Source organism: Agrilactobacillus yilanensis, from assembly GCF_003946725.1.
Taxonomy (GTDB): domain Bacteria; phylum Bacillota; class Bacilli; order Lactobacillales; family Lactobacillaceae; genus Agrilactobacillus; species Agrilactobacillus yilanensis.
On the sequence record NZ_RHOY01000010.1, the window covers coordinates 20,266 to 33,922 of the forward strand.

Below are 13,657 nucleotides of genomic sequence, written 5' to 3' on the forward strand. Positions count from 1 at the left end.
ACCCTTTTTAAGCATGTCGCGTCTTTGGTATAATAGGAGTTAAGAAAAAAAGATAGGGGTCATCATGAAAATTTCAAAACGTCTACAACAAATTAGTGCTTTAATTCCTAAAGCGAGCCGTATCGCTGATATTGGGTCTGATCATGCTTTTGTACCGATTATGGCCGTAGAAACGGGTTGCAGTTCTTTTGCCATTGCCAGTGAAGTGGCACCAGGACCTTTAGGTATTTCGCAGCAAAATATTCAAGCCGCTGGTTTGAGCGATAAAATTCAAACGCGCTTAGGGGATGGGTTAGCGGCTATTCAAGTTGAGGATCGGATTGATACCTTTATTATTGCTGGCATGGGCGGTGAATTGATCGTGCATATTTTAGCAGCGGCTGATCCCGCTTTACTAAAAGCGACCCACCTCATCTTAGAACCTAATAATAATGAAGCTATGGTTCGGCGGTGGCTAGATCAACACGGTTTTATCATTCAGCAAGAAAAAATTCTTTTAGAAGATCAGCATTTTTATGAAATGATACGCGCTCAACACACAGGGGCAAACCCCAGCTTGACTTCAGAAGAACAGCTTTTTGGACCAAAGTTACAGCAAGCTCAAACAGCAGATTTTAAAGCAAAATGGCAGCACCGCCAAAGGGTTAATCAAAAAATTGTGGCCCAGCTAAAAGCGGCGCCCCAGCCGGATGTGGTAAAAATCACTGAAATGACTGAAATGACAAATTTAATTGAAAGGATGTTACGCAAATGATTCAAGCTCAAACTTTGATCAATCAAATTGAAAATTTAGCGCCTTTAAGTATTAAGGAAAGCAGTGATCCCAGTGGTCTGCAAATTGGTAATCCGGAAAAAATGATTCAAAAAGTTTTAGTGACTTTAGATGTGCGGCCAGAAGTAGTGCAAGAAGCGATTGACCAAAAGGTGGATTTTATTTTTGCCCATCATCCAGTGATGTTTCGACCTGCTAAAAACTTAGATACCCGTGATCCGCAAAATAAGATGTACGCGGATTTATTAAAACACGATATCGTAGTTTATGCGGCCCACACCAATTTGGATAAAGCTGTGGGCGGCATGAATGACTGGATGGCCCAAGGCTTGCGGCTGCAGAATATTCAGCCCTTACCTAGTGGGACACCAATCTATTGTTATAAATTAGTGGTGTTTACCCCCCTAGACAATGCGGCAGCTATGCGATCAGCCTTGGGGAATGCTGGTGCAGGGGAACTTGGGGATTATCAACAAGCCAGCTATACCGTAGCCGGACAAGGTCGCTTTTTGCCAGGGACTGGTGCACATCCGGCCATTGGTGCATCGGGGCAGCTTACCACCACCCAAGAATCGCGCATTGAAGTGATTGTACCAAGTTATCGCTTAAATCAAGTCGTTGAAGCCATGCTGGCGGTCCATCCCTACGAGGAACCCGCTTATGATCTCATCCCGTTAAAAAACACAGAACCTAGCATCAGTTTAGGCCGGATCGGCACATTAAGTCAGCCATTATCTGTTTTAGATTTTGCCCAACAGATTAAAAAAGACTTTAACTTGACTGGCCTGCGGATTGTCAGTCATGATCGGCAGCAGTTGATTCAAAAAGTCGCCGTCATTGCCGGGGACGGTGGTAAATTTTATCCGGATGCCTTAAAAGCCGGGGCGCAAGTGCTAGTGACCGGAGATATTTATTATCATACAGCCCATGACATGCTGGCTAACGGGTTGCAGGCGATTGATCCGGGGCATCACACCGAAAGTATTATTAAAACAAAAATGACCGCTCAAATTCAGCAGTGGGCCCAAGTTAATGATTGGGACCTTGCTGTGCAGCCATCTGAATTATCAACGGAGCCATTTTATTTTATCTAAATTAGAATTGGAGGAATTTTTTATGTCAAACTATGAAAACTTAGTTCCTAGATTTTTGCGTTATGTTCAGGTCAATACACGTTCGGATGAATTCTCAAAGACCATCCCGTCCAGCGCCAACCAGACGGCTTTTTTGAAAACATTGATGGCCGAATTAACGGAAATTGGCCTAGCAGAAGTGAAATATAATGATAAAAATGGCTATGTCACTGCATTACTGCCAAGTAATCTGGATAAAGCCGTACCGACAATTGGCTTTATTGCCCATGTGGATACCGCTGATTTTAATAGTGAGGGTGTGCAGCCGCAAATTCATGAAAATTATGATGGCCAGTCGGTGATTGCCTTAGATGCGGCCGGCGAATATGTCTTGGATCCTGCGGAATTTCCAAACCTTAAAAATTACCGCGGCCAGACTTTGATCACAACTGATGGGACAACGTTATTGGGCGCCGATGATAAAGCGGGGATCGCTGAAATTATGACCGCCATGGCTTATTTGGTTGCCCATCCCCAGCTCAAACACGGTTCTATAAAAGTGGGCTTTGGGCCAGATGAAGAAATTGGCACCGGGGCGGATCATTTTGATGTGGCGGACTTTGCGGCTGATTTTGCCTATACGGTTGACGGGGGGCCATTAGGTGAATTGGAATATGAAACCTTTAATGCGGCGGCAGCCCATATTGAAATTAAAGGTAAAAATGTACATACGAGCAGTGCTAAAGGGGTTTTGGTCAATGCGTTACAATTAGGTATTGATTTCCAAAATGCCTTACCTCAAGCTGAAGTTCCTGAACAAACTGAAGGAAGAGAGGGCTTTTATCATCTGCTGCGGTTTAAAGGGGATGTGGAGCATGCAACTTTGGATTATATTATTCGGGACTTTGAACGGACGGGATTAACGGCTAGAAAACAGAAAATGGTAGCGATTGCAAATCAATTAAATCAACAATACCCTGATCGTGTAGCATTGACCTTAACGGATCAATACTATAACATGATAGATATTATGAAAACCCATATGTCGGTTGTGACTCTTGCAGAACAAGCCATGGCCGCTTTAGATATTGAACCTGATGAAACGCCGGTTCGCGGGGGCACAGATGGTTCTAAAATTTCGTTTATGGGTTTGCCAACACCAAACTTATTTGCCGGCGGTGAAAACATGCATGGCCGCTACGAATATGTTGCTGTTGAAACAATGGCTAAAGCAACGGATGTTATTTTAGAAATTATCCAGCGTAATGCCAAAGTATAATGGTGGCGGCAAGAGGAGATAAGTAATTATGATTATTCAATTTAAACAACCGCTGCAAACAAATATTGTCAAAAATTTAACGCAAAAATTTGCCACAATGGGCATGCATGGCTTTTTAATTGACAACCATTTAACGGTCATCGGTGTCGATCATTATGATTTCAGCCAAGATGAACTCAATGCTATTGAAGTGGTTATTCCAGAACAGCCTTCATTTGTTTTAGCCAGCCGGGATTTTCATCCTGAGGATACGGTGATTAAATTACCAAATTCTGAAGTTGGCGGGGCAAACTTTACGATCGTCGCCGGCCCCAGTGCCGTGGAAGATGAAACAATGATTAGCACCTTAGCACGGATTGCCAAACAAGGTGGCGCCACCATTTTGACAGGACGCAACTTTTTAAATGCGGAAGCCCCTTATGGTTTTGCTGGCTTAGGCGAGGCGGGGTTAAAGTATTTGCGGGCTGCTGCTGATGAGAATCATTTAGATGTTATCAATGAAGTGACGAACGTTACGCAGATTGAGTTGGCCAGTCAATATAGTGATGTTTTAGAGGTGGGTTCTGAGAGCATGCATGATACCCAGCTGTTACGGGCGTTGGGCAAGCAGGAAAAACCGGTGGCAATTCGCCAAAGTTTGGATGCGACGATTGAAGACTGGCTGAATGCGACGGAATTTGTTGCCAGTGAAGGTAATCAAAATATTATTTTAGTGGCGTCTGGTTCTGTGGCGTTTGATCGGGATTTTTCGCAAAAGAATTTAGATATCGCCACGTTGCCGATTGTCCATAGTTTGAGCCATTATCCGTTATTGGTTGATGCCAATGAGGTCAGCGGCACTTCAGAATTAGTTTTGCCGATTAGTCGTGCAGCGGTGGCGGCTGGGGTTCAGGGGTTGAGTTTAACTTTCCATGAATTCCCTAATGATGCGAAATACAAACAGGGCTTAGCGGTTAGTCCTAATGAATATATGGAGATTTCCCGGCAAGTTATCAAATTAAATCAAGTTGTCGGGGCTTGGCAGCAATAAGCGGCCTTTTAATTTAATAAGGTTGGTGATGATTGTGACAACAGGAGGCTATCTCGTACGACCCTTAAAATCAACAAAGGAAATCAATGAATTATTGGCAGCGATTGAGACGATGACTTTTGCCAAACGCAATCAGTTTTTGTTTATTTTAGGGCTAAATACCGGCTTGCAGGCCAGTGACTTAGTGCGGCTGCATGTCAGTGATATTATTTATAGTGCATCGCCAATTATTTTTGAAGAAACTACAAATCGGCCCCGGCAGCTGCATTTAGAGGGGATTCAAGATCAAATTAAGGTCTATACTCAAGGGATGGCGCCCCATTATTGGCTATTTCCATCACGGAAAAAAAATAAAGCCGGTTACGTGGATCACTTGAAAGTTCGGGCTGTTTACCAAATGTTTCAAGTGTTATCCCGGTTAACCGGCCGCGATGATCTGGGTACCCAGACCATGCGTAAAACTTATGGTTATTTCTATTATTTACGGACTAAAGATTTAACGGATTTACAGCGGCAGTTTAATCAGTCTATGCCCAACTATACGTTACAATATATTGATTGGCAGGCAGAAGATGAGGCACGGAGTAAGTCGTTGGATTTAGGGATTTAGAGATTTTTATCAGTTTTGAAATTCAATGGCGACGCATCTGTGGCCTGAATTAATAATTGACTATACAGCTGTTGCATACCAGTCTTGGTTTGCTCAGCGGCAATTCTAGCAGCTCGGGTACAAATAGCCCCTTGAGCTGTTTTTGTTTGCGCCGATTTTAAAGCGGTATCGGTTTGATCAATGAGGGTCAAATGCTGACTAAACAACTGCTTTTGCAAAGCTTGTAATTTCAGCATAAAGGCCGTATAGTGACTGTCCACTAAAACGCTGAGCTGTTTTGCCTGCCAATACGCCGACTGGGGATCAAAGGTCATCTCACCAATTTGATAACTGGCGGGGGTTTGTGTTAGGCCCGCATAAAAAGGCACAAAAATACTTTCAGCCGCGACGCCCATTGCTAACCAATGCAAATCACCAATGCCTTTTGGCTGTTCTGGCCGTAGCTGCAAAACATGGGCTTCTTGAGTTTTGGCCAGGCTAATTGGCCGGAATTTTTGACTGTCCGCCGTTTGGGGTCTAAGCGCCGGATCAAAGGGTGTCTCATTAAAATGCCGGCTTAAAACAGCAATGGCATCTTCTACGAACAGCGGCCGATCCGGGGTTTCAATAAAATTCAGCGTGCTATTTGGGGTAATGGCCAAACTGGGGCTTAAATACCGCTGACCGTCCCAAACCCGAGGAATGTTATAAACCCGGTCAGAAGCATCATTGGTCCCAAAGATTTCACGGAAATTAAAGGGCTGATGGGGCTGCCACAGCCGATTTTTTAAACAAAAGTCTTGTAAAGTAGGGGCAGTTAGAAAATCTGGGGCATCAAAATCAATGGTTTGAATGGCGAGTTGATTGGCCACAACGGCATAGCTGTCATCGGGGATGCGCTGCGCCACCCATTGATGGCCACCGGCAGTTTCTAAATACCAAGCTTCTTGATGATCCGCAAATAAAATACCATTGGATTCGCAGGTCCCGTAGTCACTGATGAGACTGCCCAGTCGTAAAACACCGGCTTTTGCGGTTTTGACAAAGGGCAAAACAATGGTGATCATCGCAGCTTCGCTAATACCACCCGGCACTAAGGGATCTAAACCTAAAATTCGGGCGTTGCTATAGGCACTTTCGGTAGCGCTCATGGCCACGCCGTATTCATTAATACCATCTTCTTCAAAAAGCCCATAACGGTTTGTCCATTCGGGTGTTGCGGTATATTTCGCCCAAGATTGCGGTAAGTCAAGGGTCAGTCCGGTGTCTTTGGCAATGAATTTTTGTGGTTGGGCGTAGTCTTGGTGGGGATGGACGACAAAATGTTTGGGCCAAGCAGCTTGACTGTCTTCGTTACGGCCAATCATAATTGTCCCGTCAGCGCTGGCTTTTTTACCAATTAAAATACTTGTACAGCTAGATCGTTTAAGCAAAATATCAATTCCTTTCAGAAAAAGAGGGAGCCTTGGTAGAGGAAATATTAAAAATAGGTTATAATTATGTAAATAAAATTAAAGGAGTGCATAATCATGCCATTAGTCCATATTGAATTATTAGAAGGTCGCTCTAAAGCCCAATTAAAAGACTTAGTTAAAGATGTTACTGAAGTTATCGCCAAAGATACCGGTGCGCCTGCAGAACATATTCACGTCGTACTTAGTGAAATGGCCCATGACCATTATGCTGTCGGCGGTGTTTTGCACAGCGACGAAAAGTAGGCGGCTCAATGTCATATTATCATTATGGAACCATTCAGACAAATTCAGCGGGACATCTGGCAATTGGCGGTGTAGATACGTTGGCGCTGGCCGAAAAGTATGGCACCCCGTTGTATGTTTATGATGTGGCCCTGATTCGAGAACGGATTCGTGGTTTTAAAAAGGTTTTTGAAGACCGTAAATTAAAGTATCACATTAGCTATGCCAGCAAAGCGTTTTCAGTTAAGGCGATGTATCGGTTGTTAAAAGAAGAAGGCATTGGCGCTGACGTTGTTTCCGGTGGTGAAATTTATACAGCCCAACAAGCCGGTTTTCCGATGGCTCAAACTTCTTTTAACGGTAATAACAAAAGCCGTGCAGAGTTGGAAATGGCCGTTGAAGCTGGTGTCGGCCACATTATTTTAGATAATTTCCACGAAATTGAGCTGTTAGAAGCTATTTTAACAGAAAAACAAGTAAAAATGCCGGTTTTATTACGGGTAACACCGGGGATTTCAGCCCATACCCATGAATATGATATGACCGGCCAAATTGATTCTAAGTTTGGATTTGACATTAAAAGCGGCCAAGCAGATCAAGCCGTTGCGCAAGTAATTGCTTCAGAGAATTTAATTTATGAAGGGATTCATGCCCATGTTGGGTCTCAAATTTTTGAAACAGTTGGTTTTGAAAAAGCAGCCGATGCGTTAGTCAATTTGGCAGCGAATTGGGCCCAAACTTTTGATCTAACAACTAAAATACTTAACGTTGGCGGTGGCTTTGGCGTACGTTATACCGCTGAAGATGAACCCCTCGCCCCACAAACCTATGTTGAAAATATTGTGGATGAAATTATGAAACAAGTGCAAGCTAAAGCGTTGCCGGAACCTGAAATTTGGATTGAACCCGGCCGTTCAATTGTCGCTGAAGCGGGTACAACGCTGTACACCATCGGCTCTCGTAAAGACATCCCTGACGTTCGGCATTATCTTGATGTGGATGGCGGCATGGGGGACAACATTCGGCCGGCATTGTATCAATCTGAATATGATGCCGTTGTTTGTAACCGGCCAGATGACGCACCCGTGGAAACCGTGACGATTGCTGGAAAATATTGCGAATCAGGTGACATGCTGATCCATGATCAACCCTTAGCAGCCACCCAACCAGGGGATATTTTGGCAACCTTCGTCACCGGCGCCTATGGGTACGCCATGGCGAATAATTATAACCGTAACCCACGACCAGCCGTCGTTTTTGTTGAAAATGGCCAAAGCCAGCTGGTCGTTAGACGAGAAACCTATCAAAATTTAACCCAATTAGATATTTAAAAGAGCGCGACAAGCTACGGTTTTGACAATGCGCATAACCTAGACTTACGAGATAAGCCCGAACTTGGCTTGTGAGTAAGTCGTAGTTATGTAAATTGTCAGTAGCTTGGAGCGCGTTTAAGCTAGAGCGAGCACTAACCTAGAATCTCGCAGTGTATCGTCAAACACGTTTTAGGTCACAAAAAAACCAGATCAAAAATTAACTTTTGATCTGGTTTTTAGTTTTTAAAATTAATTAACGCCAATTAGATTTGTGCTAGCTGCTGGAATCCATTGATTCACACCCACATTATACCAAGTAGTACCATCATGAATCGTTGTAACTTGAATGGTTTGCCAATCGGTATTGGTTGGTAAAATTTCAGTTGTTGGATAACCGCCAGGAATCATATAAACTTGTGTAGCAGCTGTTGTTCTAACGACTGCTGTATATTCTAAAGCAACCCCATTATCGTAAACAAGTGTGCTTTTATTAACCATAAAATCTGCATTCACCCATTGGCTGTCACCGATTTTGAACCAAGTCCCAACCTTTGGATCGTAAGAAGTATCTTGAATCGTCCACTCAGTACCAGTCAGTAGTGTTTCACCAGTAGGGCCACCATTAGGGGCAGTAAATACTGGAATACCTTCACCTGGGATATAGTTGACGTAACCTTGAGTTGCGGCTTGAACAGAGTTAGTTGGTACTGTTGTAAAGCCCAGCATTCCTAGGCTTAAAACACCCATTATAATTAATTTTGTTAGTTTAGTCGTTTTCATGATATATCCCTCCTAATGCCTTAAATACAAAATTATATTTCCTTTTGTAACCTTATTGTAACATTAATGACTTTTATTTGTAATTATTTTTAGAAATTCCCAGTAATGTTTAAACTTTCTTAAGAATTACCGATTTGATATTTTGAGGAAAATTACGTTTGTTTATTGTGCTTTAAGTAGATAAAAGTTATACTTAATGAAAGAAGTAAAGGAGGGGTTTATATGGCAGAAGAAGAAAAGAATAACACTTCTACCCCCGAGGAATCTAAAGATAGTCAAAGTACAATTACAGATGATATTAAGGATCGTGTCTTAAGCGCCTTAGAGACAGTAATTGACCCTGAGTTAGGGTTAGATATTGTAAACTTAGGTTTGATCTACGATGTCAATTTAGATAAAGATGGTTTTTGTACAATTAATATGACGTTAACGACAATGGGTTGCCCATTATCTGACTTATTAACGGAACAAATCCATCAAGCGTTGGAACCAATTCCTGAAATCAAGGATGTAGACGTACAACTTGTTTGGTATCCACAATGGACAACTGAACGTATGAGCCGCTATGCACGGATTGCATTAGGTATCCGTTAATCATAGGTTCAAAATTTATAATTTTGATACCGCTATCATCTTGCGAAGCTAGACCAGAAATGGTCTGGCTTTTTTTTGTAGAGGCACAAACCGGTTAAAGGATAACACCGCTTTCAAAAAGAATTCACGGTTATGAATGTAAATTTTTAAAAATAATAACGTTTTCAATGAAAACACGTCATTTTTGGGCTAGTTTCTGAGCCATGGTTAGTGTTATAGTTTGAACTAGACCTAATATTTTTAAAAATTAAGGAGCGGTTTTTTTTGAAAAAAGCAGCCTGTACATCTATATTAATTGGTAGAAAAGCAAGTCTAACCGGGGCCACTTTGATTGCCCGCAACGACGATACCTTTTCGCCAATTGCCCCTCAACGCTTTTACATGCATCCTGCTGTAGAAAACGAACCTGGTCGAGTTTTAAAATCTTATTTAAATGAATTTGAAGCAACTTTACCAGAGAATGCTTATCGTTATAATGCAGTACCTAACGTTAACTATAAAGTCGAAGGTTATTATGAAGAAAGTGGCATCAATGAAAAAAATGTCGCCATGAGCTGTACAGAAAGTACCTATGGCAACGAACGGACATTGGCGTTTGACCCACTAAATACCCAAAGCGGCTTAGATGAAGACTGTATGCAGACGATGGTTTTGCCCTATGTGGCTTCTGCCCAAGAAGCAGTGACTTATTTAGGCCAATTAATTGAAAAATACGGCTCTGCAGCTGGCAATAGCGTCTTATTCAGCGATGTTTCAGAAGTGTGGTATATGGAAATTGTTACCGGCCATCATTGGTTAGCTCAACGGATTCCGGAAGATTGCTATGCGGTGGCCGCCAATCAAGTTGCCATTCAATGGGTTGATTTTGCAGATACAGCCAACTTTAAATTTTCAACGGGGATTGAGGCTTTTGTTGAAAAACACCATTTAAATCCAGACTTGGCCGGCTTTAATTTTAGGCATATTTTTGGGACGGATACACAAAAAGATCGACATTATAATACACCTCGGGTTTGGTATGCCCATCATTTATTTGATCCAGAATTTCCAGAAATGCCAGAATCCAGCGAATTACCATTTATTGTCAAGCCAAAACGTAAGCTAGGGTTAGAAGATATTGAACAATTATTAGGCTCTCATTATAATGAAACCCGCTTTGATCCGCTAGGCAACGGGGATTTGGCAGACAAATTACGTTATCGGCCAATTGGCTTAAATCGGACGCAAAACAGTCATATTCTAGAACTGCGGCAAAACCAAGCTGTAGATACGACGGGGATTATCTGGTTAAACTTAGGTATGCCGGCTTTTAGTCCGTACGTGCCATTTTATACAAATGCCAATGATACAGCGCCAAGTTATCGGCAAACACCGATGCAATGGGATATGAACAGCGCTTATTGGTTGTTCCGGACATTATCCATGTTGGTGGAAGCCCATCATCAACAGTTTATTCAAGAAGATCTGGATTATCTAAAAGCAGTTAGACAACAATGCCGGACACGGCTCTTTGAAGTTGATCAGCAAGCTGCTGATTTTGAAGGAGCCGCCTTAACGACATTTTTGACGGAACAAAATTATGAAACTGTCAAAATTGTGTCTGCGATGACGCAGGAATTAATTGGCCGCTTCATTACGCAAGGTTTGGAATTGTCGCAGTTAACATTTAATATGGACAAAAATCTGTAAAAAAAACTAGTGCTTTTAAACACTAGTTTTAAAACAGTTATAATATAAAATTAATTTTGATTAATAAAAGCCATCAATTTTTCAGTTTCCTCAGGTGTAGCGGCTTTTTCGCCAGCCTTCAAATCATGAATGCGTTCAACCGAAAAATGACTTGAAAACGCCAACTGCGCATCACTCATTGATGTTTTTTCCTGATATTGAATAATGGCTTTTGATAATTCATTTAAATCTGACAAATTGGGTCCACTCCATTCTTTAATGCATTGTTTAACTGCTTTAAGCATAGCATTAAACGAAAGCTGTGGCAAAGATGATGATTATTTTACGGAGGGTTTAATAATGGCAATGAAGACAGATGCATTAAATGATTTTCCCAGTGAACAATTTCATGCATTTTCAATGACGAAGATGGCAAAATTTTTGCCTTATACCGGTGACACGACAATTGCCCAATTAAAAGATTTTTTCGGCGAAGATTTTAATCGCGCTGTACAATTTCGGGCAGACCAGTTGATTATTTATGATCGCAGAAATGCGATTCCAGTTGAAACTAATAAAATTATTGTGCGATTCGCTAATGGTCATTATAAGGTGATTGATAGCGATTATTATCACCGTAATTTTAATGAACCACTGGTTTAATTTCGTTTTATAAATCATAAAAAAATACACCGCTGAGTTTAGATTCAGCGGTGTATTTTTAATTGCGGTTAAAAAGTTCTGAGATCACTTATTGGCCAGTAGCGCAGCTTAACAACGCCAACGACGCTATCTTTAGGGATGTAGCCAATCATCCGGCTGTCTTTGGAGACATCGCGATGATCCCCCATGACAAAGTATTCACCTTTAGGGACTTTATTACCCATGCCTAAAGATTTCAAGGTGAAATTAGTCGTATATAATGTGCCAGGGGTGAGTTTCTTTTTATAAGCCGTCAAGTAAGGTTCACTATACTTTTTACCATTAATATAGGTGGTATCATTTTTTGAAGAAACTGTGTCGCCAGGCATCCCAATGACCCGTTTGATATAATACGCACCAGGTTCATCAGGGGCTTTTAAGACGATGACATCGCCTCGTTCGACTTTGCCATGACGATAAGCAATAATCCGATCACCAGTCTCAAATGTTGGCTGCATTGAAGGGCCTTGGACTTCTTCATTCGCTAACACATAAGTTTTTAGAAATTGGCCAATCCCGAAGAAAACCAATGCTAAAATAATAAATTCTAGAATAAGTCGACCGGTTGAAGTCTCCTTATCATCCTTTTTCTTCGTACCCTTATCTTTACTCAAAAGTGGTCACGTCCTTACTATTATTTGATCGCATCTAAAACGGTTTGTGGCATGTCAGTTACTGAAATAGTCTTAGTGTGTAATACTTCAGCCCGTTTTAAGCGGTTGATATTTCGTGGAATTTTTAAATCAATGACATTAGCTACGGCTTGTAATGCTTCAAAGCCTTGTTCTAATGGCTGATGATTTGTTAAAGCATGAAGGACCGTTTCTGGGAATTTATACGGATTAGCCGTTGATAAAACAATGATTGGTGCGGTTTCTTTTGTTTCAGCTAAATAAGCATCTGCCCCAAAAGCGGCTACGGCCGTGTGGGGGTCAATGGTATACAAATCTTGTGTCTGGACTTTACGAATTTCAGTTAAGGTTTCGTCCGTATTAGCACAATAAGCGACAAAATCACTGAGCCGGTTAAAGCTTGCATCATCTAATTGGGCTTTGCCGGTGGTTTCAAAAGTGGTCATAAATTCAGTTAACGCTTTAGGATCTTCCCCTAAAACCGCAAATAAGAGCCGTTCCAAGTTACTGGACACTAAAATATCCATGGATGGGGAAGTTGTCACGTGAAAATCCCGTTGCCGATCATAACAGCCGGTATGGAAAAAGTCAGTTAAGACATTATTTTCATTAGAAGCGCAGATTAACCGTTTGATGGGCAAGCCGAGTCGTTTGGCATACCAGCCAGCTAAAATATCCCCAAAGTTGCCGGTTGGGACACTGAAGACAACTTCATCATTTAACGCAATTTTATGTTGTTGCACCAATTGGCCATAAGCTTTAAAATAATAAACAATTTGTGGGACTAAACGGCCGATATTGATGGAGTTTGCAGAAGAAAAGCGCCGTTTCTTATCCGTTAAAGCAGCTTGAATTTCAGGATTATTTAAAATCTGCTTTACGTTAGTTTGGGCATCATCAAAGTTACCGTCAATACCCACAACAGTCACGTTATCACCGACTTGGGTGATCATTTGCTGCCGTTGAATGGCACTGACGCCATCTTTTGGATAGAATACAATAATTTGAGTATCCGCCACGTCCGCAAAGCCAGCCATAGCGGCCTTACCCGTGTCACCGGAAGTGGCTGTCAAAATAACGACTTTACCAGGATAATTATTTTTTTGCATGGCCGTGGTCATCAAATGGGGTAATAGCTGTAAAGCAATATCTTTAAAAGCGGCAGTTGGGCCGTGGAATAATTCCAAATAGTTCAAATTACCGGCTGAAGTCAGCGGGGTGATGTCGGTTGTATCAAATTGGCTGCCATAAGCCTGCTGGATACAATTTTGCAGTTCCTCTGTAGAGTAGTCGCTTAAGAAGATTTTTAAAATTTCTAAAGCTAAATCTTGATAGTTTAAAGCTGTCAATTCTGACAAAGGTTTGTCCAGCTTTGGAAATTCAACTGGAACGTATAAACCGCTATCGGGGGCTAAGCCTTGTAAAATAGCTTGGGATGCGGTTAAAGATGCTGTTGCGTCGCCACGTGTACTGCGATATTGTGTCATGTTTAAGACCCACCTTAATTTCATTCTAATAATACGGGCTA

At 41.8% G+C, this 13,657-nt stretch carries 15 protein-coding genes; 10 read left to right on the forward strand and 5 right to left on the reverse strand.

The genetic code is table 11. From position 1 onward, the window contains the following. Nucleotides 1-64 precede the first annotated feature (64 nt). From EKM93_RS08030 to EKM93_RS08050, 5 genes are read left to right on the forward strand one after another with little or no spacing between them, the layout of a single operon-like run. A complete protein-coding gene (locus tag EKM93_RS08030) occupies nt 65-754 on the forward strand; it encodes a tRNA (adenine(22)-N(1))-methyltransferase (protein ID WP_125714768.1) in 690 nt (229 codons plus the stop codon). Next, a complete protein-coding gene (locus EKM93_RS08035; RefSeq protein WP_125714770.1) occupies nt 751-1,866 on the forward strand; it encodes a Nif3-like dinuclear metal center hexameric protein in 1,116 nt (371 codons plus the stop codon). Before EKM93_RS08030 ends, EKM93_RS08035 begins: the two co-directional genes overlap by 4 nt. Before the next feature lie 22 nt (nt 1,867-1,888). Beyond that, nucleotides 1,889-3,124, forward strand: a complete 1,236-nt coding sequence (pepT, locus tag EKM93_RS08040) for a peptidase T (protein ID WP_125714772.1) — start codon at nt 1,889-1,891, stop codon at nt 3,122-3,124. 28 nt (nt 3,125-3,152) lie between these two features. Then, complete coding sequence (locus tag EKM93_RS08045) at nt 3,153-4,154, forward strand: 3-deoxy-7-phosphoheptulonate synthase (protein WP_125714774.1); 1,002 nt, start codon at nt 3,153-3,155, stop codon at nt 4,152-4,154. 28 nt (nt 4,155-4,182) lie between these two features. Beyond that, complete coding sequence (locus EKM93_RS08050) at nt 4,183-4,764, forward strand: tyrosine-type recombinase/integrase (RefSeq protein ID WP_125714776.1); 582 nt, start codon at nt 4,183-4,185, stop codon at nt 4,762-4,764. Here the strand turns inward: EKM93_RS08050 and EKM93_RS08055 are convergent. After that, nucleotides 4,761-6,179, reverse strand: a complete 1,419-nt coding sequence (locus EKM93_RS08055; protein WP_376923102.1) for a C69 family dipeptidase — start codon at nt 6,177-6,179, stop codon at nt 4,761-4,763. The two genes, EKM93_RS08050 and EKM93_RS08055, sit on opposite strands and share 4 nt — an antisense overlap. 93 nt (nt 6,180-6,272) lie before the next feature. Here EKM93_RS08055 and EKM93_RS08060 point away from each other — a divergent pair, with 93 nt between their 5' ends. After that, complete coding sequence (locus tag EKM93_RS08060; protein WP_125714779.1) at nt 6,273-6,461, forward strand: 2-hydroxymuconate tautomerase; 189 nt, start codon at nt 6,273-6,275, stop codon at nt 6,459-6,461. A gap of 8 nt (nt 6,462-6,469) precedes the next feature. Further along, the gene (lysA, locus tag EKM93_RS08065) at nt 6,470-7,771 is read left to right on the forward strand and encodes a diaminopimelate decarboxylase (RefSeq protein WP_125714781.1); all 1,302 of its coding nucleotides are present in this window, start codon (nt 6,470-6,472) and stop codon (nt 7,769-7,771) included. A 231-nt stretch (nt 7,772-8,002) separates the two neighbouring features. Here the strand turns inward: lysA and EKM93_RS08070 are convergent, their stop codons facing one another. Further along, the gene (locus EKM93_RS08070; protein ID WP_125714783.1) at nt 8,003-8,533 is read right to left on the reverse strand and encodes an SLAP domain-containing protein; all 531 of its coding nucleotides are present in this window, start codon (nt 8,531-8,533) and stop codon (nt 8,003-8,005) included. Between the two features lie 222 nt (nt 8,534-8,755). On the opposite strand from EKM93_RS08070, the gene EKM93_RS08075 reads away from it, so the two are divergent. Both EKM93_RS08075 and EKM93_RS08080 read left to right on the forward strand, forming a co-directional pair. Continuing rightward, the gene (locus tag EKM93_RS08075; RefSeq protein WP_125714785.1) at nt 8,756-9,127 is read left to right on the forward strand and encodes a metal-sulfur cluster assembly factor; all 372 of its coding nucleotides are present in this window, start codon (nt 8,756-8,758) and stop codon (nt 9,125-9,127) included. A gap of 264 nt (nt 9,128-9,391) precedes the next feature. Beyond that, on the forward strand, nt 9,392-10,816 hold the full coding sequence (locus tag EKM93_RS08080) for a C69 family dipeptidase (protein WP_125714787.1): 1,425 nt from the start codon (nt 9,392-9,394) through the stop codon (nt 10,814-10,816). A 50-nt stretch (nt 10,817-10,866) separates the two neighbouring features. On the opposite strand, the gene EKM93_RS08085 is transcribed toward EKM93_RS08080, so the two are convergent. Next, nucleotides 10,867-11,052 carry an LBP_cg2779 family protein gene (locus tag EKM93_RS08085; RefSeq protein ID WP_125714789.1) on the reverse strand — a complete coding sequence of 62 codons (186 nt, stop codon included), beginning with the start codon at nt 11,050-11,052 and terminating at the stop codon, nt 10,867-10,869. A 103-nt stretch (nt 11,053-11,155) separates the two neighbouring features. Between EKM93_RS08085 and EKM93_RS08090 the strand changes: the two genes are divergently transcribed. Further along, nucleotides 11,156-11,458 carry a hypothetical protein gene (locus EKM93_RS08090; protein ID WP_125714791.1) on the forward strand — a complete coding sequence of 101 codons (303 nt, stop codon included), beginning with the start codon at nt 11,156-11,158 and terminating at the stop codon, nt 11,456-11,458. A 68-nt stretch (nt 11,459-11,526) separates the two neighbouring features. Here the strand turns inward: EKM93_RS08090 and lepB are convergent, their stop codons facing one another. Both lepB and thrC read right to left on the reverse strand, forming a co-directional pair. Then, entirely contained in the window at nt 11,527-12,111 is a 585-nt protein-coding gene (lepB, locus tag EKM93_RS08095; protein ID WP_125714793.1) for a signal peptidase I, read from the reverse strand. 20 nt (nt 12,112-12,131) lie between these two features. After that, nucleotides 12,132-13,616: a threonine synthase gene (thrC, locus tag EKM93_RS08100; protein ID WP_125714795.1), complete on the reverse strand. Its 1,485-nt coding sequence runs from the start codon at nt 13,614-13,616 to the stop codon at nt 12,132-12,134. Nucleotides 13,617-13,657 lie beyond the last annotated feature (41 nt).